This is a genomic window from Variovorax paradoxus (assembly GCF_030811855.1).
In the GTDB taxonomy this organism is placed as follows: Bacteria; Pseudomonadota; Gammaproteobacteria; order Burkholderiales; family Burkholderiaceae_C; genus Variovorax; species Variovorax paradoxus_L.
In genome coordinates this window covers 38105-58350 of the sequence record NZ_JAUSRN010000014.1, presented here as the reverse complement: position 1 = coordinate 58350, position 20246 = coordinate 38105, and the positions used below count along the sequence as shown (strand labels likewise).

The 20246-nt window shown below is 67.5% G+C and carries 17 protein-coding genes; 11 read left to right on the top strand and 6 right to left on the bottom strand.

What is annotated here, in order from left to right:
- Positions 1 to 8 precede the first annotated feature (8 nt).
- Positions 9 to 3086 carry an FAD-binding and (Fe-S)-binding domain-containing protein gene (locus J2X92_RS23050; protein ID WP_307579092.1) on the top strand — a complete coding sequence of 1026 codons (3078 nt, stop codon included), beginning with the start codon at positions 9 to 11 and terminating at the stop codon, positions 3084 to 3086.
- Positions 3087 to 3107: 21 nt separating this feature from the next.
- Positions 3108 to 3665, top strand: coding sequence for a methylated-DNA--[protein]-cysteine S-methyltransferase (locus J2X92_RS23045; protein ID WP_307579090.1), 558 nt, complete (start codon positions 3108 to 3110; stop codon positions 3663 to 3665).
- Between the two features lie 16 nt (positions 3666 to 3681).
- On the opposite strand, the gene J2X92_RS23040 is transcribed toward J2X92_RS23045, so the two are convergent.
- Both J2X92_RS23040 and J2X92_RS23035 read right to left on the bottom strand, forming a co-directional pair.
- A complete protein-coding gene (locus tag J2X92_RS23040) occupies positions 3682 to 4902 on the bottom strand; it encodes an MFS transporter (RefSeq protein ID WP_307579088.1) in 1221 nt (406 codons plus the stop codon).
- Positions 4903 to 4965: 63 nt separating this feature from the next.
- On the bottom strand, positions 4966 to 5880 hold the full coding sequence (locus J2X92_RS23035; RefSeq protein ID WP_307579086.1) for a LysR substrate-binding domain-containing protein: 915 nt from the start codon (positions 5878 to 5880) through the stop codon (positions 4966 to 4968).
- Between the two features lie 78 nt (positions 5881 to 5958).
- Here J2X92_RS23035 and J2X92_RS23030 point away from each other — a divergent pair, with 78 nt between their 5' ends.
- Both J2X92_RS23030 and J2X92_RS23025 read left to right on the top strand, forming a co-directional pair.
- Positions 5959 to 7128: an MFS transporter gene (locus J2X92_RS23030; RefSeq protein ID WP_307579085.1), complete on the top strand. Its 1170-nt coding sequence runs from the start codon at positions 5959 to 5961 to the stop codon at positions 7126 to 7128.
- 27 nt (positions 7129 to 7155) lie between these two features.
- Positions 7156 to 7770: a pyridoxamine 5'-phosphate oxidase family protein gene (locus J2X92_RS23025; RefSeq protein WP_307579083.1), complete on the top strand. Its 615-nt coding sequence runs from the start codon at positions 7156 to 7158 to the stop codon at positions 7768 to 7770.
- 11 nt (positions 7771 to 7781) lie between these two features.
- Here J2X92_RS23025 and J2X92_RS23020 read toward each other — a convergent pair whose 3' ends face one another.
- Together J2X92_RS23020 and J2X92_RS23015 are read right to left on the bottom strand one after the other, a co-directional pair.
- Positions 7782 to 8255 carry a group II truncated hemoglobin gene (locus J2X92_RS23020; RefSeq protein WP_307579081.1) on the bottom strand — a complete coding sequence of 158 codons (474 nt, stop codon included), beginning with the start codon at positions 8253 to 8255 and terminating at the stop codon, positions 7782 to 7784.
- Positions 8256 to 8257: 2 nt separating this feature from the next.
- On the bottom strand, positions 8258 to 10132 hold the full coding sequence (locus J2X92_RS23015; protein WP_307579079.1) for a M48 family metallopeptidase: 1875 nt from the start codon (positions 10130 to 10132) through the stop codon (positions 8258 to 8260).
- A gap of 289 nt (positions 10133 to 10421) precedes the next feature.
- On the opposite strand from J2X92_RS23015, the gene J2X92_RS23010 reads away from it, so the two are divergent.
- The 6 genes from J2X92_RS23010 (at position 10422) to J2X92_RS22985 (ending at position 17201) form a co-directional block, all read left to right on the top strand.
- Positions 10422 to 11810, top strand: coding sequence for an MFS transporter (locus J2X92_RS23010; RefSeq protein ID WP_307579294.1), 1389 nt, complete (start codon positions 10422 to 10424; stop codon positions 11808 to 11810).
- A 20-nt stretch (positions 11811 to 11830) separates the two neighbouring features.
- The gene (locus tag J2X92_RS23005) at positions 11831 to 12463 is read left to right on the top strand and encodes a paraquat-inducible protein A (protein ID WP_307579077.1); all 633 of its coding nucleotides are present in this window, start codon (positions 11831 to 11833) and stop codon (positions 12461 to 12463) included.
- Entirely contained in the window at positions 12463 to 13179 is a 717-nt protein-coding gene (locus tag J2X92_RS23000) for a paraquat-inducible protein A (protein ID WP_307579292.1), read from the top strand. The genes J2X92_RS23005 and J2X92_RS23000 overlap by 1 nt, the downstream gene beginning before the upstream one ends.
- Positions 13176 to 14819, top strand: a complete 1644-nt coding sequence (locus tag J2X92_RS22995) for a PqiB family protein (protein ID WP_307579075.1) — start codon at positions 13176 to 13178, stop codon at positions 14817 to 14819. Before J2X92_RS23000 ends, J2X92_RS22995 begins: the two co-directional genes overlap by 4 nt.
- Complete coding sequence (locus J2X92_RS22990) at positions 14816 to 15451, top strand: PqiC family protein (RefSeq protein WP_307579074.1); 636 nt, start codon at positions 14816 to 14818, stop codon at positions 15449 to 15451. The genes J2X92_RS22995 and J2X92_RS22990 overlap by 4 nt, the downstream gene beginning before the upstream one ends.
- Before the next feature lie 151 nt (positions 15452 to 15602).
- Positions 15603 to 17201, top strand: coding sequence for an MFS transporter (locus J2X92_RS22985; RefSeq protein WP_307579073.1), 1599 nt, complete (start codon positions 15603 to 15605; stop codon positions 17199 to 17201).
- Between the two features lie 33 nt (positions 17202 to 17234).
- On the opposite strand, the gene soxR is transcribed toward J2X92_RS22985, so the two are convergent.
- Positions 17235 to 17729, bottom strand: a complete 495-nt coding sequence (gene soxR, locus J2X92_RS22980; RefSeq protein WP_307579071.1) for a redox-sensitive transcriptional activator SoxR — start codon at positions 17727 to 17729, stop codon at positions 17235 to 17237.
- An 84-nt stretch (positions 17730 to 17813) separates the two neighbouring features.
- On the opposite strand from soxR, the gene J2X92_RS22975 reads away from it, so the two are divergent.
- Positions 17814 to 18152, top strand: coding sequence for an antibiotic biosynthesis monooxygenase (locus tag J2X92_RS22975; protein WP_307579069.1), 339 nt, complete (start codon positions 17814 to 17816; stop codon positions 18150 to 18152).
- A gap of 16 nt (positions 18153 to 18168) precedes the next feature.
- Here J2X92_RS22975 and J2X92_RS22970 read toward each other — a convergent pair whose 3' ends face one another.
- On the bottom strand, positions 18169 to 20235 hold the full coding sequence (locus tag J2X92_RS22970) for a S9 family peptidase (protein WP_307579067.1): 2067 nt from the start codon (positions 20233 to 20235) through the stop codon (positions 18169 to 18171).
- Between the last annotated feature and the right edge of the window lie 11 nt (positions 20236 to 20246).

Below are 20246 nucleotides of genomic sequence, written 5' to 3'. Positions count from 1 at the left end.
CACACACCATGCGCGTCGATCCCGCCAGCCACATCCAGCCCGCCGGAACCGTTCTTCCGCCCAACGACACCTGCGAGGCGCTGGCGCGGCGGCTGCGCGCGGAAACGCAAGGCGAGGTGCTGTTCGACGACGGCTCGCGCGGGCGCTATGCCACCGATGCGTCGATCTACCAGATCACGCCGGTGGGCGCCTTCGTGCCGACCAACGACAGCGACATTGCCACCGCCATCGACATTGCACGCGACCTGAAGGTGCCGGTGCTCGCGCGCGGCGGCGGCACCAGCCAGTGCGGCCAGACCACGGGCGCCGCGCTGGTGATCGACAACAGCAAGCATTTCCGGCGAGTGCTGGACCTGAACGTGGAGGAGGGCACTGCTACCGTCGAACCCGGTCTGGTGCTCGACCACCTGAACGCGCAACTCAAGCCGCACGGCCTCTGGTTTCCAGTCGACGTGTCGACCAGCGCGCAGGCCACGCTGGGCGGCATGGCGGGCAACAACTCTTGCGGCTCGCGCTCCATTGCCTACGGCAACATGGTGCACAACGTGCTGGGCGCGAGCGCCTGGCTCTCGAGCGGCGAACTGATGGAGTTTGGTCGGCAGGCCTCGCTCGGCGCGCGTGCGGCCGACATCGCGAAGTTCGTGCACGGGCTCGCGCTGCAGCACCGCGATCAGATCCACGCCAACTGGCCGAAGGTGCTGCGCCGCGTGGCCGGCTACAACCTCGACATCTTCGACAACCAGAGTGAGAAGCCGTACACCGCGGACGGCAGCGTGAACCTTGCGCACCTCCTGGTCGGCGCCGAAGGCACGCTGGCCTACACCCGGAGCCTCACGCTCAAGCTTGCGCCGCTGCCGCGCGCCAAGGTGCTGGGCATCGTGAACTTTCCGACCTTCCATTCGGCCATGGACGCGGCGCAGCACATCGTGAAGCTCGGCCCCACGGCGGTGGAACTGGTCGACCGCACGATGATCGAGCTGAGCCTTGCCAATCCGGCCTTCAAGCCAACGGTGGAAACCGCGTTGATCGACAAGCCGGCGGCCATCCTGCTGGTGGAGTTTGCTGGCGCCGACAAGGCCGCGCTGCTGCCGCGCCTCAAGCAGCTGGTCGAGCTGATGGGCGATCTCGGCCTGCCCGGAAGCGTGGTCGAGATGCCCGACGACGGGCGCCAGAAGAACCTGTGGGAAGTGCGCAAGGCCGGCCTCAACATCATGATGAGCCTGAAGGGCGACGGCAAACCGGTGAGCTTCATCGAGGACTGCGCCGTGCCGCTCGAGCACCTGGCCGAATACACCGATGCGTTGACCGAGGTGTTCGCCCGATACGGCAGCCGCGGCACCTGGTATGCGCATGCCTCCGTCGGCACGCTGCATGTACGGCCGATTCTCGACATGCGCGCGGACGGCGGCGCCAAGATGCGCGCCATCGCTGAAGAGGCCGCCGCGCTGGTGCGCAAGTACAAGGGCGCCTTCAGCGGCGAGCATGGCGACGGCCTGTGCCGTGGCGAATGGATCGAGTGGCAGTTCGGCCCGGCCATCAACCAGGCCTTTCGCGCCATCAAGCAGAAGCTCGATCCGGCCAACTTGTTCAACCCCGGCAAGATCGTCGACACGCCGCGCATGGACGACGCTTCGCTGTTCCGCTTTGCACCGCCCACGGCCCCCAAGCCCTACCGTCGCATCGAGCTCAAGCCCGTGCTCGACTGGTCGGCCTGGAACGTCAATGCCGACCCCGTCACCGAGCAGACCACCGCCCCGGGCACCGGCGGCGACAGCACCGGCGGCCTCGCCAAGGCCGTGGAGATGTGCAACAACAACGGCCACTGCCGCAAGTTCGACGCGGGCACCATGTGCCCGAGCTACCGCGTGACGCGCGACGAGCAGCACCTGACGCGCGGGCGCGCCAACACGCTGCGGCTCGCGCTCTCCGGCCAGCTCGGAGCCGATGCCTTCACCGGCGAAGAGATGCACGAGACCATGGACCTGTGCGTCGGCTGCAAGGGCTGCAAGCGCGACTGCCCGACCGGGGTCGACATGGCGAAGATGAAGATCGAGTTTCTCGACCACTACAAGAAGCGCCACGGCCACACGCTGAAGGACAAGCTGGTGGCCTACATGCCCGACTACGCACACCGTGCGAGCCGCGTGCCATGGCTCATGAACCTGCGCAACACCTTGCCTGGCGCGGCATGGCTGGGTGAAAAGCTGCTGGGGTTTTCCGCACGGCGGTCGCTGCCCGAATGGCGCTCGGACACCTTCTGGCGTGCCAAGGCAGACATGCATGGCATGTTCGCAAGCCGCGAGGGAGTGCTGTCGGTGCAGGCCAGCGGCGGCAAAGCGGCGGTGCTTTTCGTCGACACCTTCAACGGTACCTTCGAAAGCGAGAACGCGCTGGCGGCGGCCCGTGTGCTCAAGGCGGCGGGCTACACGCTGCACACGGTCGAGAAGAGCGGCGGCCACCATTGCTGCGGCCGTACCTTCCTGGCCAGCGGCATGGTCGACGAGGCCAAGCGCCGCGCCGAGGCGCTGATCGATGCGCTTCGGCCCCTGGCCGAGGCCGGCGTTCCCATCGTCGGGCTCGAGCCCTCGTGCCTGCTCACGCTGCGCGACGAGACCTTGGTGATGGGCTTCGGCAAGAAGGCCGAGACAGTAGCCAAACAGGCCCTGCTGTTCGAGGAGTTCATTGCGCGCGAGATGAAAGCCGGCAGCTTCAAGCTCGCGCTCACGCCCGCTACGGCGCCGATCCTGCTGCACGGCCATTGCCACCAGAAGGCCTTTGGCGCCGTCAGCCCGGTGCTGGACGTGCTGCGGCTGATTCCCGGCGCCGAGCCCGAACTGATCGAAAGCTCCTGCTGCGGCATGGCTGGCAGCTTCGGCTACGAGGCGCGCCACATCGACGTCTCAATGCAGATGGCCGAGGCCAGCCTGCTGCCGGCGATACGCGCCAGGCCCGATGCCATCGTGGTGGCCGACGGCACCAGCTGCCGACACCAGATCGACGACGGCGCGCAGCGCGAAGCGGTGCACGTGGCCGTGCTGCTCGAACGCCACCTGGTGCCGCCAACCCTGCCGGCCGAAAAGATTTAGCGCCTGGCCCACAATGGCGCGATGAATGCAGCAACCACGGAGGAATCCGGCTTCGCGCTGTTCGACACCGCAATAGGCACCTGCGCCTTGGCCTGGGGTCCGCGCGGGCTCATCGGCGTGCAACTGCCCGAGGACAACGGCGAGGCCGCCACGCGTGCCCGCATGCGCCGCCGCTTCGCGGACCTGCCCGAGTCGGTGCCGCCCGAGGGCGCACGGCAGGCGATCGCGGCCATCCAGGGCTTGCTGAACGGCGCGTCCGACGACCTGAACCACATCGTGCTCGACATGAGCCGCGTGTCGGAATTCCACCAGCGCATCTATGCCATTGCACGACGCATTCCGCCCGGCCAGACGCGCACCTATGGCGACATCGCGGCGGAGCTTGGCGACAAAGGCTTGTCGCGCGCGGTGGGCCAGGCCATGGGCCACAACCCCTTCGCGCCTGTGGTGCCATGCCACCGCGTGCTGGCCGCGGGCAACAAGCCCGGCGGCTTTTCGGCCGGCGGCGGCGCGCTGACGAAACTGCGCATGCTCGACATCGAAGGCGCCCGGCCGAACGGGATGGCTTCGCTTTTCTAGCAGCTTCCGCGCGCAGTCATGCCGCCGCAACCGGCAACCGGTGCAGCCCCGCAACGCGCGAGGCAAAGATGATTCCCGCCTGCAACAAGAAACCCGCCAGTGCGAGCAGCAGGCAGGCGGACTCTCCCCATGCGGCACCCACAGCGCCGCCGAGCGCGGCACCAATGGGCCGGGCGCCCGCATTGATCGTGAGAAACACGGCCGACACCCGGCCCAGCATCGTGGATGCCGTAACGCTTTGCCGCAGCGTGGTGGAGGTGATGGTCCAGACCATCGGCCCGGCGCCGAAGAGAAAGAATGACAGCGCCGCCAGCGATGCGCCCGGAACGATGAGCGTGGCAGCCATTGCCGCCGCCGCAAAAACCGCCACCGCGGGCCCGACCTGGATCGCACGGCCGAATGGCAGGTACGCCACCACGCGCGAAGTCAGCAGCGCCCCCGCCACCATGCCTGCGCCGTACATGGCCAACGTAAAACCAACCGCCTGGGCGCCCAGGCCCAAGACCTGCACCGCATACGGCACGTAGCCGGCCTGCAGCACGAACCACGAGATGTTGAAGACAGCACCTGTCATCAGCATAGGCCGCAACAGTTCGTGCTGCCAGACAAAGCGCGCGCCGTCCCGCACGTCGAGTAGCGGATGGTGCTGCGCTGCGAATGCGCGTGGCGCCTCGGTCAGCCGCTGCAACAGGCCCACCGCCGAGATCGAGAGCACGCCGGCCAGCGCGAAAGCCATGGATGCGCCCGCCCAGGCGACGAGTGCACCCGCCAGCGCAGGCCCGGCAGTGAATGCGGCGCTGCGCGCAAGCTCCAGCCGGCCGTTGGCCGCGGCCAATGCATCGCGCGGCACGAGTGCCGGCACCAGGGCAGGCGTCGCAACGCTGAAGCCCACGGTGCCGACTGCACCCAGGAACCCGAGCACCGCCAGCCAGCCGATGCCGAGTTTCGACGCGAGCACCATGCCAAGCAGCACCAACAGCGAGGCGGCGCGCAACCCTTCGGAGCAGGCCATCAGGCGCCGCCGCGACATGCGATCGGCCAGCAGGCCCAGCGGCATCGAAAGCAGGAGGAAGGGCAAGGTCTGGATGGCGGCCAGGAACCCGATCTCGCCCGGTCCTGCACCGAGCACGAGGACAGCGGCCAGCGGCACGGCCGCAAGGCTCAGTTGCTCGGCGGACTGGGCCGCAAGATTGGACCACGCAAGGTAGAGAAAGGGGCGGGGAGGGGCGGCTGTCATGCAATGAAGAGCTTCGTGTGGAAGCCAGCATGCTGCGGGCGCGCGCCCTTTGGCGCTGGCCGTTTACGGACCTGCGAGCATCCTTGCGCTGCGCGAGGCGGCGCCCATCATTTCCTCGAACCATTCGGCGACATGCGCGGCTTCCGGTGCGGCATCGGGCGCCAGGCCGTAGTAGTAGCGGTTCAGCGTCATGCGCAGCGAGGGAAGCGGCGATTGCAGGCGGCCCGAGGCCAGGTCGTGCGCCACGAGCGAGGTCGGCGCCAAGGCAATGCCCAGTCCGTCGACCGCGGCCTGCAGCACGAAGTGCAGGTGGTCGAACTGGAGCCGGCCCGCCGGCCTGGCGCGCGGTGCGCCGACATGCTTCTTCCAGGCGTCCCAGTCTTCCTTGCGCGTGCGGGCCGACAGCTGCACGTGCGACGCCAGTGCGCGCAGGTCCGCGAGGGGGTGCGTTTGGAACAGCGCCGGTGCACCGACCACCAGCACTTCATCTTCAAGGAACGGGCGCACCTCGATGGAGGGTGGCCAACCCTCGAGCCCGCGGCGCACGGCAATGTCGAAGCTGCCTGCGGCCTGCTCGGGCATGACCGTGCTCGTGACCACCTGCGGCTCGATCTCGGGATAGCGCTCGACGAACGAGGGCAGCCGCGGAATGAGCCACCGCACGGCGAAGGAGGGCCGCACGTTGATCCTGACGGCACGGGCCGGCCCTTGCGCCTGCAGCGCGCGCGCCGCCGCATGGATCTGCGCGATGGCCGGGCCTGCCTCGGTGAAGAACTGCTGCCCTTCCGCGGTCAAGGTGACCTGGCGGATGCGGCGCTCGAACAGCGTGATGCCAAGGCATTCCTCGAGGCTCTTGATCTGTCGGCTCACCGCGCTGTGCGTCACGTGGAGCTCGATGGCCGCTCTCGTGAAGCTCTGGTGGCGCGCCGCCGCGACGAAGGCGCGCACGGCATTGAGGGGCGGTTCTCGAAGCGGCATGCGTGCAATTTTCTCACGCAAGGCAGGCGCAAATGTCGTTTGCCAGCGGGCGTTGCCACGGCGCACCATGCGGCCTCGATGTCTCGCACCCCGCCCGCTCCAACGCCAGTTGCCACCGACCTGAATTCCCGCCATGCGGCCATCGCGCTCGGGCTTTCCCTGCCGGCCGACGTCGTGCTGTACCTGTTGCTGCCGATGTATGCCGACCAGTTCGGTGTGACGCTGGCGGAAGCCGGCATGCTGCTCGCGGCCAATCGGCTCGTGCGCATCGCGGGCTATGGCTGGGTGGCGCACTTCTATGCGCACCATGGCGACAGGCTCACCTGCACCATCGCCGTCGTGGCGGCTGCGTTCTGCGGACTGGGCTACGCCACGCTCTCGGGCTTCTGGGCGCTGCTGCCGCTGCGGCTCGTGTGGGGCCTCTGCTTTGCCGCGCTGAATCTGTCGACGCAGTCGCTGGCCACGGCGGAGCTTGTCGGCGCGGCCCGCCGCAACGGGCGTTCGCGCGCGCTCATCGCGACGGGGCCCGTGCTGGCACTGCCGCTCGGCGCACTGCTGGCGCACTGGGCCGGACCGCGCGCCATCTTCGGCATTCTTGCCGTGTTCTCGCTGCTGGCCGTGCTTGCAGCGAGACGGCTGCCTTCTCTGCCGCACGGTGCCGGACAAAAGCCCGTGCGACGATTCAAGCGGCCGAACACGCTCGATGCCTGGTCGTTCATGGAAGGGCTGACGCTTGACGGGCTTTTCATCGTCGGTCTGTCCTATCTCGGCAAAGACCTGATGCCGGGCGGCGCGGTGATCGTGGCCGGCGCGTTGATGGCGCTGCGCTACCTGGCGGAAATTCTTCTGAGCCCGGTCGGTGGCCACATGGCGGAGCGCTTTGGCGCCGAGCGCCTGCTGGTGAGCCTCTCGCTGGCGACGGCGATTGCGCTGGTGGGCTTCGGCCTTGGCTGGCTGTGGAGCTGTGCGGCGCTGATCGTGGTGCTGCGCGCCTTGCAGCTGCCCTTGCTGCCGCCCATCGTGGCGCGGCGCACGCCCGGGCCCGGGCGTGTGCAGGCGCTGGCCGCGCGATCGGTCTGGCGCGACATCGGCGCCGGCACCGGGCCGCTCCTGGCCGGGCTCTTGCTGCCCGTCGTTGCGCCGCCGTGGCTCTACGGCACCTGCGCGGTGCTGCTTGCGGTGGCGGCGCTGGCCTGCGTTAGAAAGGCTTCGGCCCCGCCGGCCGAAGCGGCGCGGACCACCGGCTGAAGACGACAAGAAACAAGGAGCGATCCCATGACCCATGCCATCGAAACCATCGACCAACTCGAAGCGCTTTTCGGCCAGGCCGGCGAAGCCTCGCTCAAGAAAGAGGTGCCTTACCTGCACCCGAGCTACCAGGCGCTGATTGCCGCCTCGCCGTTCGCGGTGCTCGCCACCACAGGCCCTGGCGGCCTCGACGCATCGCCGCGCGGCGATCCACCCGGGTTCGTGGCGGTGCAGGACGAGAAGACATTGCTGCTGCCGGAGCGCCGCGGCAACAACCGCATCGACAGCCTGCGCAACATCGTGGCCGATCCCCGCGTGGCGCTGCTGTTCCTGATTCCCGGCGTGGGCGAGACCTTGCGCGTGAACGGAACCGCGCGCATCACGGTCGCGCCCGAACTGCTGGCGCGCTTCGCGGTCGATGGCAAGCCGCCGCAGTGCGTGATCGAGATCCGGGTCGAAACTGTTTTCTTCCAGTGCGCCCGCGCGATCCAGCGCTCGCAGCTCTGGGCGCCGCTGCCCTTGGATGTGCGTCGCGAGGTGCCCACGCCCGGCGCCATCCTGTCGGCGCTGACCGATGCCGCCTTCGACGGCGCAACCTATGATCGCGAGTTGCCGGCGCGGCAGCGGGCTACCCTGTATTGAGCGAGGCGCGCTCAGCCTGAATACGGCCCCTTGACCTCGCCCCAGCCCCATCGGGGCATGGGTGCATCCGCGTCCACCGCTGCGCCCGGCTGCGAGTTGATGACCGCAAGCCGCGATCCCCACTCGAGATAACCGACCAGCGCCGAACGAAACTCGGGATCGTCCGGCATCGAGAGTTCGTCCGCCGTTTCCAGCAGCAGCCCGACCCAGCGGCGCCGCTGCTCCTGCTGCAGGTGGCGGTTCAGGTGCTGCCGGATCATGTGCGAATGCCCGCCGTGATGCTGCGAATAGTCGGCCGGACCGCCCAGCACTTCACCCAGGAAGGCGGCCACGTGGGCCGGATGATCGGCGTCCATGTGGGCGAAGACCGGTGCCAGCAAGGCGTCGGCCTTGACGTTTTCATAGAAGCGCGTCGTCAGGCGAAGCAGCGCCTCGCTGCCGCCAAGCCATTGGTAGAGCGTTGGAACGTCTTCGGAATCAGACATGTTTATGACGACGCTTGTTCTTGCTCTTGCTCTTGCTTTTGCTGCGCCCTCATGATCTGGTGCCGCTGCCAATAGCGGCCGACGACAGCCTTGAAGTTCTCCTTCTGCTTGCCGATGCCGCCCACCTTCACCTTGGTGGTTCGCGCGCCCAGCATGCCCTTGTCGTGGTGCGTGACGACCAGGATGTCGCCGAAGGTGTTGTCCTGGTAGGTCAGGTCCTTGACTTCGTCCCATCCGATCGTAGAGCCTCCATCGACGCTCTGATGCAGGCCCGTGTAGCTCACTTCGACGCTCTCGTCGTTCTTCAGCGCAAACGCGACCGGCGGAAAGTGGCGCAGCACCACGGCACGCTCTTCGTCAGTGGCCGGCTCGTAGCGATAGGCAAGGCTCAGCTCGTGGTTCTGGACGAAGCGCTGTTCGTAGTCGCTCCACAGCCGATGCTCGATGGCGGCGGCGGTCTCGATGTCGTCGGCCCACGAGGCCGCCGGCGCGGTCGCGACGATGGCGCCGTAGGCGCTTTCGGGCACGTGGTGGTTCACGTTGCGCATGCGTTCGAGCAGCGGCGGATGGGTGTCGTAAGGATGCGGCACGTCGGCGGTCTTCATGGTTTCGATGAAGGCCTCCGAATTGGCATAGGGCGGCAGGCCGGCTGCCACGAAGCCAGCGATGCCCAGTGCACCATCGTGTTGGCGGTTCTGTTCGAAGAGCTTTCGCTCGACGTCGTTGCGATAGCTCGCGTACGCCGAGATCTTGATGAGCGACTGCACAATGGCGCCGGGCGCCGTAAGTCCCGCGGAAACACGGTCGGCCTTGTATTCGCGTTCGCGGCTGTCGCGCGCCAGTGCAAAGGCAAAGATCATGCGGTACAGGCGCAGCAGGTAGTGCGCCACGATGGTCAGGCCGCCGCCGCGCATCTTCCAGGTGTACTGGTCGAACTGCTGCAGCTTGGGGCCGAGCGCGGCGCTGCTGCGGGTGTCGCCACCGCCCAGGTGGGCCAGCTCGTGCGCCAGCACCGCATCGGCTTCGGACTGATCGAGCACGCGCAGCAGCGGAATGCTGACGAACAACGTGCGGCCATTGAGCAAGTTTCCGCCGACCTGGCAGGGCGCCTCGGTCACGAAAAAGTTGGTGTCGATGCCGGCAACGATCTGGTCGGGCGGCGCGGTTTTCACGCGGGTGGCGAGCTGGCGGATGCGCTCCCACAGGCGCGGCGCATCGGCCTCGGTGACCACTTCGCCTTCGATCTCGTTGTCCGAGGGCAGCTTCTTGAACAGCGTGTAGATCGCATAGAACACGGCCGCCGCGGCTGCAATGCCCGCAATGGCAATGAGCTTGACGTAGTAGCTCTGCCAGAAGTAGGCCGTGAGCCAGAACGACAGCCACACCAGCATCGCGCTTTGCAGCACGACCTCGACCGCACTCGACACCGTCATGAGCCGCCAGCCGGCCACGAAGCTGGCATAGCGCAAGCCGCGGTTGGCGAAGGCGAGGGCGCCCAGCACCAGGGCCGCCGCGAGCAGTGCCGCGCCAAGCGCAAGCGTCCAGAGGGCGGCACGGTCGGCCCAGTGAAAGTGCCAGTACATCGAGTTGGGGCGGCACACCTTGTCGTGGAACTCCCTGTCTTCCTCGGCGGTGGCTTCGCAGGCCTTGGAGAGCGGGTGGCTGCGGTAGAAAGCGGTGGTCTGCGCCTTGTCCTCGGCCGACAGGCGGGTGTCGGAAGCAATGCGTTTTTCGATTGCCTGAAGAAAGTCGGCGTCTTCCGTGCGCAGCACGTACTCCGTAAAAACCAGCGTCGCGGCCGGAATGGCAAAGAGCGACACCAGGGTTAAAAGAAACACGCGAAAAAGATCGGCATGGATTGTTCGAGCAATGGCCATGGGGTGCTCCTCCTGGAAGCGGTTGTTGTGATTCGTTGTATCGGACTGTTCGGACAGGCGATAGCGTAGCGACCGTTTGCATGCTTGCGAATGGCTATTGACGCTCGCGCGGATGGCGTGAATACCAAGGTCGTAGTCTTTGTGCAGAATTAGCAACGGCCGTCAGCCGACCCCACGCCTGCACCGGGTGCCGCCCTTCGCGACAATCGGTCCAATGCGTTCTTTTCCGACCTTCAAGGAAGCCCATTTGCCGGGCGCTGAAGCCCCCGCGTCCGAAGACGCCACCTCCATGCAGCCGGTCGACGGGCTTGAACCGGTGGCGCGCCGCCGCGCCATGCTGGTCATCATCCTGGGCATCATGGTGGCCGTGCTCGATGGCACCATCGTGAACCTGGCGCTGCCCGGTATCGCGCGCGAACTGCAGGCCAGCCCGTCGCATGCGATCTGGGTGGTCAATGCCTACCAGATCGCCACCCTGGTCATGCTGCTGCCGCTGGCGTCGCTTGGCGACCTGGTGGGCTACCGGCGCGTCTACCTGGTGGGCATGGCGGTGTTCACGGTGTCCTCGCTCGGCGCCACCTTTGCCGATTCGCTCGGCACGCTGATCGTCGCGCGCACCTTCCAGGGCCTGGGCGCCGCCGGCATCATGAGCGTGAACGCGGCGCTGGTGCGGCTGACCTTTCCCTCGGCGCTGCTGGGGCGCGGCATGGCCATCAACTCGATGGTGGTGGCCACGTCGTCCGTGGCGGGCCCCTCAGTGGCGGCGGCCATCCTATCGGTTGCTTCGTGGCCGTGGCTCTTCGCGATCAACGTGCCGCTCGGGCTGCTGGTTTTCACGCTGGGCATGAAGGCGCTGCCGTTCAACCGTGTGGCGCCCGCGCCGGGGCTGCGCTTCTCGCCGCTCGACGTGGCGCTGAACGTGCTGATGTTCTCGCTGGTGTTCCTGGGCGTCGACCGGCTCGGCGTGCGCGAGGGCGGGGCGCCATCGTCGTCCGCGTGGGTGATCCTGCTGGCCGGCGTTGCCGTGGGCTTCGTCTATATCCGGCGGCAACGCAGCCTGGCGGTGCCGCTCTTTCCAATCGACCTGCTGCGCATTCCGGTGTTCGCGCTGTCGATGGGCACTTCGGTGGCCGCGTTCTGCGCGCAAATGCTGGCCTATATCGCGCTGCCTTTCCTGCTGCTCGAGGTGTATGGGCGCAGCCACATCGAGGCCGGTCTGCTTATTACCGCCTGGCCGCTGGCCATCGTGGCCATGGCGCCCGTCGCGGGCCGGCTGATCGGGCGCTACCCCGACGGGCTGCTCGGGGGCATTGGGCTGGGCCTCCTGGCGCTCGGTCTCGGCCTGCTGGCCGCGCTGCCGGCGCAACCGGGCAATGCCGACATCGCGTGGCGCATGGCGCTGTGCGGCCTCGGATTCGGGCTGTTCCAGTCGCCCAACAACCACACCATCGTGACCTCGCCGCCGGCGCACCGCAGCGGCGCGGCCAGCGGCATGCTCGGAACGGCGCGGCTCACGGGGCAGACGCTGGGCGCGGTGGTGCTGGCGGGCGTGTTCAGCGTCTGGACCCCGCACGGCGGGCGCGGGCCGGTGGTGGCGCTGGTGCTGGCAGCCTGCTGTGCGGGCGTGGCGGCGGTTTTCAGCAGCCTGCGGCTGAAGACGACGGGGCCCCACGGCTGAATAGGTTAGGGTACGGCCCCATGACGGAAGTACCTGATACCGTGGTTTGCCCGGGCTGCGATGCGGTTTTCAGCCGTGCGCCGCTGCAGCGGTGCGAAGTGTCGCGCTGCGCCCGCTGCGGCACCGAGCTCTACCGCCACCCGGGCGACCAGCACCGCCGCATCCTGCCGCTCACCGTGGCGTGCCTGATCATGTTCGCCATTGCCAATCTGTTTCCGATCGTCGAGATCGAGCTCCAAGGCCTGCGCAGCCAGACCACGCTGGCCGGCGCGGTGCTGGTACTGAGCACGGAGGGGATGTCGATCGTGGCGTTGCTGGTGCTGGCGACGACGCTTCTTTTTCCGCTGCTGCAGCTGTGCATCCTGGCCTACCTGCTGATTCCGCTCCAGCGCGAGCACCGGCCGGCCGGCTTTGCCATCTTGGTGCGCGCCATGCAGATGCTGCGGCCCTGGGGAATGATCGAAGTGTTCCTGCTCGGCGTGCTGGTGGCCATCGTCAAGCTGTCGAGCATGGCCACGGTGGTGGCCGGGCCGGCGCTCTGGGCCTTCATGGCATTGACGGTCATGCTGACCGCCGTGCTCTCGTTCAATCCCAATGCCTTCTGGGAAATGACTTTCCGCCCGCCCGGCGAGCCCGAGGAGAAGACGGCGTGATCGGCCCCTTCCGCCCGGTTGAAGATGACCAGGACGAAGCGCCGGTGGCAACGGCCGCCTCGCTCGGCCTCCTGGCCTGTCCGCATTGCGATGCCGTCTGGCGCGATGCACAGGAAGGCGAACCTTGCGGCCGCTGCGGCACGCATCTGTACACGCGCAAGCCCTACAGCCTGAGCCGCACCTGGGCCTTCCTGATCGCGGCCTGCATCATGTACGTACCGGCCAACCTGCTGCCGGTGATGATCACCCGCACGCTGTTCGGCGCTCAGTACGACACCATCCTGAGCGGCGTGATCTATTTCTGGGTGTCGGGCGCCTACGGGCTCGCGGCCATCATCTTCATCGCAAGCTTTTTGGTGCCGCTATTCAAGCTCACGGTATTGATCCTGCTTGCCTTGCTGGCGCAGCGCGGCAGCGGCTGGCGGCGGCCCGAGCGGGCCAAGCTCTATCACATCATCGAGATCATCGGCCGCTGGTCGATGCTCGACGTGTTCGTGGTGTCGCTCCTCGCCGGGCTGGTGCAGATCCAGGGTTTTGCAGTTATCAACGCGGGCGTGGGCATTGCGGCATTCGGCTCCGTGGTGGTGCTGACCATGCTGGCCTCGCTGAGCTTCGATCCGCGGCTCTCGTGGGACAGCAGGCAGCAGCAACAAGCCGAACATGAACGTGAACGCGAGCAGCCGCTGCTCGACAACAGGGAAGAAAAGCCAGCATGAGTGACGAAGAAGCGAGACCCGACGAAAAACCGGCCCCTGCGGGCCTGCCTCCGCCGCGCGTGGTGCGGCGGCGCGAATGGCTGCCCTCGCTGATCTGGCTGATTCCCATCGTGGCCGCGCTGGTTGGCGTGATGCTGGTCGTCCGCATCTTGATGGAGCGTGGGCCCGAGATCGTGCTCACCTTCGAAACCGCGGAAGGCCTGGAGGCCAACAAGACGGCGGTCAAGTACAAGGACGTGCAGATCGGCACGGTACAAAGCCTGCGGCTTGCGCGCGACCGCTCGCACGTGCGCGTGCAGGTGCAGCTCAACAAGGAAGCCGAAGGCTTCACCGCCGAAGACTCGCGCTTCTGGGTGGTGCGGCCGCGCCTGGACACTTCCGGCATCTCCGGCCTGGGCACCTTGCTGTCGGGCGCCTACATTGGCGCCGATGCCGGCGTGTCGAAGGAAACTGCGAGCGAGTTCAAGGGGCTGGAGGTTCCGCCCATCGTCACGCGCGATGCCTCGGGCCAGCAGTTCTTGCTGCGCGCGACCGACATTGGGTCGCTCGACGTGGGATCGCCGGTGTATTTCCGGCGCGTCAAGGTGGGCCAAGTGGCGGCCTACCAGCTCGACGGCGACGGCCGCGGCGTGACGCTGCGGGTGTTCGTCAACGCGCCATACGACAAGTTCGTGGGCGTCAACACGCGCTTCTGGCAAGCCAGCGGTATCGATGCGCAGCTGAGTGCAAGCGGCTTCACGCTGCGCACGCAATCGCTGGCCACCATCCTGCTCGGCGGCATCGCCTTCAAGGCGCCCGACGATGCCATGGGGCCGCTCGCTAAAGAGAACACGGCCTTCACGTTGGCCGAAGACGAGACCACGGCCATGAAGGAGCCCGATGGTCCACCGCAAACGCTGCTGATGTATTTCAACCAATCGCTGCGCGGCCTCTCGCCGGGTGCACCGGTCGACTTCCGCGGCGTGGTGATCGGCGAGGTCAAGTCGATCGGTGTGGAGTTCGACCGTGCCGAGCGCGAGTTCCGCATGCCGGTGCTGGTGCAGGTGTACCCCGACCGCCTGCGACGCCGCGCGGGCGAATCCGGGGAGGAGTCGCGTGCCACGCAGCAGGAGCGCCTGCGCTTCCTGACCGAAAAGGGCCTGCGCGCCCAGCTGCGCAACGGCAACCTGCTGACCGGCTCGGTCTATGTTGCGCTTGACTTTTTCCCGAAGGCGCCGCCGGCCAAGATCAACATGGACAAGAACCCCATCGAGCTGCCCACCGTGGCCAACAGCCTCGACGAGATCCAGTCGCAGGTGCAAGAGATCGCGAGCAAGCTCAACAAGGTGCCTTACGAGCAGATTGCGGGCGACCTGCGCACCACGCTCGCCGCGCTCAACAAGACACTGGCCAGCACCGAGCAGGCCGTGACCCGCATCAACACCGACGTGACGCCCGAGCTCACCGCCGCCATGAAGGACGTGCGCAAGACTGTCAACAACGCCGAGCGCACGCTGGCCGACGATTCGCCGTTGCAACAGGACATGCGCCAGACGCTGCGGGAACTCACCCGCGCCGCGGGCTCGGTGCGCGTGCTGACCGACTATCTCGAACGCCATCCCGAGTCGCTGCTGCGCGGCAAACCGGACGACAAGAAATGAAGAAGAAGAGAAAACCGTTTTTGCTCGCTGCTTCCGCCGCTGCACTGATCGTTCTGGCAGGCTGCGCGAGCAATCCCGACAACTACTACACGCTGGCAAGCACGGTGCCGGCTGCAGATACCGCACCTTCGACCGTCGGCAGCGCCGCGCCGCTCTACATCGAGCTGGCACCCGTGGCCGTGCCAGAGCGGCTGGCAAGGCCGCAGATGGTGGTGGGCCGGCCGAACGGCGGCGTGCAGGTCGACGTGCTCGAGCAGCACCGCTGGGCCGCGTCGTTCGAGAACGAACTGCAGGACGCGCTTGCCAGCGGCATTGCGGCGCGCCTTGGTGCGCTCGACGTCACCAAGGGCGGCCGGCAAGCGTCGCAGCCCGTATGGCGCATCGCGGTGCAGGTGCGCCAGTTCGATGCGATCGATGGCGGCCGTGTGGATGCAGGCTTCAATTGGACGCTGCGGCGCTCCGACGAGACCCGCACGATCGTGTGCCAGCTGAACGTGGGCGAGCCGGTTGCAAGCGGCATCGATGCGATGGCGCAGGGCGCGCAGCACGTGACCGCGGCAGCGGCGGCGGCTATTGCGCGCAGCGTGGCTGCGGCGCGGGCGAACGCGGCAGCGACCGCATGCACGCCCTGATTTCTTTCTCCCTCCCCCTCTGGGGGAGGGCAGGGGTGGGGGCACGACGGCGGTCACACAAGCATGGCGCCCAGTTGAAGACCGCCCCTATCCCAACCTTCCCCCGGAGGGGGAAGGAGCAAGCCAGGAATCGCACAGATCGGAGATCACCATGGCACAGATCGGAAAGGCGCCCTGCGACGACACACTGATCCTGCATGGCACCGGGTCAGAGGGCGCCTGCCCCGATGCCTCCAAGCCCTGGGTGCTGGCCGCAGCCATCGTGGGCTCGAGCATGGCCTTCATCGACGGCACGGTCGTCAACGTGGCGCTGCCGGCCATCCAGGCCGACCTGCGCGCCACGGCGTTCCAGGCGCAATGGGTGGTCGAGAGTTATGCCTTGCTGCTCGCGGCGCTGCTGCTGGTGGGCGGTGCGCTCGGCGACCATTTCGGCCGGCGCCGCATGTTCGCGATCGGCGTGGGCATCTTCGCCATCGCCTCGGTGGCCTGCGGGCTTTCGGCCAACGTGCAGCAGCTGATTGCCGCGCGCGCGGCGCAGGGCATCGGCGGTGCCTTGCTGGTGCCTGGCAGCCTCGCGCTAATCAGCGCCGCATTTCCCGAGAAGGAGCGCGGCAAGGCGATCGGCACCTGGTCGGGCTTCAGCGGCATCACGGCGGCCGCGGGACCGGTGCTCGGCGGCTTCCTCGTCGACCATTTCTCGTGGGCCTGGGCTTTTCTCATCAACGTGCCGATGGCACTGCTCGTGATGTGGATCGTGTGGCGCCACGTGCCCGAAAGCCATGGCTCGTCGGCCACCGGTGGGCTCGACTTTTTCGGCGCGCTGCTGGCCACCGCCGGCCTGGGCGGCATCGTCTACGCGTTCATCGAAGCGCCCACGCAGCACTGGAATTCGCCCGCGGTGCTGGCGGCACTGGCCATCGGCATCGTGGGCAGCGCGGCCTTCATTGCCGCGGAACGCAAGGCACGCACGCCGATGCTGCCGCTGGCGCTGCTGCGCATCGGCAACTTCAGCGGTGCCAACCTGCTGACCTTACTGCTCTACGCGGCGCTGGGTGGCGGGTTGTACTTCTTCCCGCTCAACCTGATCCAGGTGCAAGGCTACTCGGCCACGGCGGCGGGCGCCGCGCTGCTGCCGTTCATCCTCATCATGTTCGCGCTCTCGCGCTGGGCCGGCCAGCTGGTCGACCGCTTCGGACCGCGGCTGCCGCTGGTCATCGGCCCCGCGATTGCCGCGGTGGGCTTTGCACTGTTCGCGGTGCCCGGTGTCGGCGCGAGCTACTGGAGCGGCTTCTTTCCCGCGGTAGTGGTGCTGGGCTTCGGCATGACCGTGACGGTGGCGCCGCTCACCACCACCGTGATGAATGCGGTGGGGCCCGAGCAGGCGGGCGTGGCCTCGGGCGTCAACAACGCGGTGTCTCGCGCGGCCGCGGTGCTGGCCATCGCGGTGTTCGGCGTGGTCATGGCCTGGGCGTTCGACGGCGCTTTGGCGGAGAGCCTGCGCGGCATCGGAGCCTCACCGCAGGTGTCGTTCTTTCTCGAAGGCGAGCGCAGCAAGCTGGCCGGCGCCGCGCTGCCGCCGGGCGTGGATGCGGCCACCGCCGCGACCCTGAAGCGCGCCGTGGCCGACTCCTTCGTGGCCGGCTTTCGCTGGGTGATGCTGCTGAGCGCTGGACTGGCCGTGCTCAGTGCGCTGAGCGCCTGGCTGATGATTGGCGGCGGGCCTGCCATCGAGCGCAAGGGCGGCGGCTGAGAAGATCGGGCCTCTTGGGGAGGGCGCCCATTCTCAGTTCACGTCTGCACCGTTGCCGGTCTTCCGTTTCACCAGCAGGCGCTGCGGGCCTTGTCCCTCGGCACCGAGCTTGTCGAGCGGATTGCGCAGACGGCATCGGTCGATCGACAGGCAGCCGCAGCCGATGCAGTCGTCCAGCGTGTCGCGCAGCTTCTTGAGCTGCGCCAGGCGGTCGTCGAGGTCGGCGCGCCAGTTGGCGGAAAGCCGTGCCCAGTCGGCACGGCTGGGCGCCGCGTGGGCGGGCAAGTTGGAGAGCGCCGCGGCAATGTCGGCGAGTGCAATGCCCACCCGCTGCGAAACCCGGATGAACGCCACGCGGCGCAGCGTCTCTCGCGCGTAGCGCCGCTGGTTGCCCGCTGTCCGCGTGCTGGCGATGAGCCCCTGCGACTCATAGAAGTGAAGCGTCGATACCGTCACGCCGCTGCGGCGCGCGACTTCGCCGACGCTCAGCACGGGAGCGATGCCGGCTTGTTCCAGGGTGTTGTTCATGAATACCTCTTGACCTCGACTTTACTTGAGGTTTGAGAATGCTTTCCGGCGGGCAGTTCGTGCCCGCGAAATCAAGGAAAAAACATGACCAGCGATCAAACCCCCAACGTTCCGACACCCGTTTTTCGCGTCGACAAGTTCATCGTTCCGGCCGAGGTGCTGCCCGCTTTCGTCGCGCAGATGCAGCGCATTCAGCAAACCTTGCGCAGCCTGCCGGGATGCGTGCGCAACCAGGTGCTCACCCAGACCGGCGGGCCGGGCGAGTTCAACGTGTTGACCGTGGTCGAGTGGGTCAGTGAGCAGGCCGTGGCTACGGCCACGAGCTTCGTGCAGAAGAAGTTCGCAGAGGAGGGTTTCGACCCGGCCGACTTCGTGCGGCGCAATGACGTGCGCGCTGACTTGGGGTTCTACCGCGCCGCGTGAGGGATTGGCCGGCGGCTCACTGCCGCGACATCAGCTCATAGAAGTCGAACCCGTTGCTGCGGCCGCCGAGGCATACCGCCAGGGTGTCTTCGATCTTGCGCCATTGCGCCAGCCGGTTGCGCCATTTGCGCACGCTGTGGCCCTCGTCGGGAAAGCTCATGTACTCGACCGGCCGGCCAAGCTTCTGGAGCGTGGCCACCACCTCGTCCGAATCCTGCCGCAGCACGCGCACGTCGTTGGCGCCGTGGATCACGAGCAGCGGCGCCGTGATGCGGTCGATCTGCGAGATGGGCGAATCCTGCAGCATGCGTTCGCGTTCCTCCGGCTTCTCGACGTCGCCGTAGAAAGCCGCGAAGTAGTGGCGGTTGCGCCAGAACGGCGGCCAGTTCTCGATCACGCGGGGCCAGTTGGCAACGCCCACCAGGTCGATGCCACAGCGGTAGTCATGCGGCTTCTGGATGAGCTGAGTGAGCACGGAGAAACCGCCAAAGCTCGCGCCGAGCACGGCCATGCGCTTCGGGTCGGCCACGCCTTGGTCGATGGCCCACTGCACGGCTTCGGCAATGTCGCGCTGAAGCCGGCCGCTGGTCTCGTGCGCGCCGGCCATCATGAAGGCGCGCCCGTAGCCAGCGGACCCGCGGTAGTTCACGTTGAGGACCGCATAGCCCCGGTTCGCCAGCATCTGCGTGGGAGTAAAACTACTGGACTGCCACGAGTCCCGGGTCCACGGGCCGCCGTGGATGTTCACCACCAGCGGCGCAGGCCCTTGCACGCCGCGCGGGCGCACGAGATAGCCATGGACCTCTAGACCATCCGACGCCTTGAACGAGAAGGGCTCCATGGGCGAGAAGAGGTCGGCGGTCGGCTCGCGCGGCGGCGTGAGCCGCGTGAGTTGCCCGCTTGCGCGATCGAGCAGCAGCTCCACGGTTTCGTTCTCGGTGGTCGAACGCAGCACCATGCGGCGCTGGTCGTTGGCCATGCCCGCGGGGCGCGTGATGACGGGTTCGGCGTTCAGCCAGCCGCGCTCCCGGGCCGTCTTCACGGCACCGGCCACTTCGTTGCCCAGCGCGGCATCGAGATAGGCGATGCGCGGGCGGCCGGGTTCCGAGACGTACGCGAGCGGCGCTCCCTGCTGCGGTGGGAACACGCCGTAGTCGAGATCGACCGCCGCATCTTCCGCCAGCAGCCGCTCCGCGCCCGTGGCCAGGTCGATTTCGACCAGGGCGAGCTTGTCGCGGCCGACATTCGTCAACGTCCAGAGCCGCCCAGCGGCAAGGTCGATGCGCTGGGGCCAAAAGGAATCGAAAGCCTTCACCGTTCTGAAGGCGCGCCAGCCGCCGTTGGGCTGGCGCAGTTCCAGCAGCCGGTCGGAGCCGTCGGCGCTACCAAGCTGCCGCATGCGGCCGGCGAGTTCGCGCCGGGTGTCGATGAACCAGGAGATCACGCGGCTGTCGGGTTCGCTGCGCGCAATCTCGCGCACGGTGCGCGTGCGGGCATCGCCTTCGAAGAGGTCCATGCTGGAGCGGTCGCGCTGGTTGTTCGCGAAGTAGAAGGTGGCGCTGCCGGGCGCGCCCCATCCCAGCATGGCCGAGCGCACGCCGGGCCAGGGCGTCACGGCCCAGGGCTTGGCGGCTGGCGCCTCGGTGTCGAGCACGAAGATCTGCGTGTTCTCGTCGCCCGTGAAGTCCTTGAGGTAGGCCAGGTGGCGGCTGTCGGGCAGCCACAAGTAGGTCGGCCCGGACACGAAGGGCCGTGCCAGCGTGCCGGTCGCGAAGGTGCGGGTGCTGGCGCTGTTGACCGTGGCGGCATCGGCCGTCTTGCGCACGCCAAGGCCCACGTCGGTGCCGACCGCCTGAAACCATACGAGCTGCTGCCCGTCGGGCGAGAGCACATGGCCGTTGACCGCGTCGATGTTGGCGACGAAGCGGCGCATGGGAACGAGGGGCGGCAGCGTGTTGTCCTGCCGCGCGGCAACCAGCGACGGGTGCGTGGGCCCGGTGGCGCAGCCGGAAAGAAGCGCGAGCGTGCCGCAGGCGGCCGCAAGAGCGATGCGCCAGCGGCTGGGGGTTCTGCTGTATCTCATGTTCCTCGTCC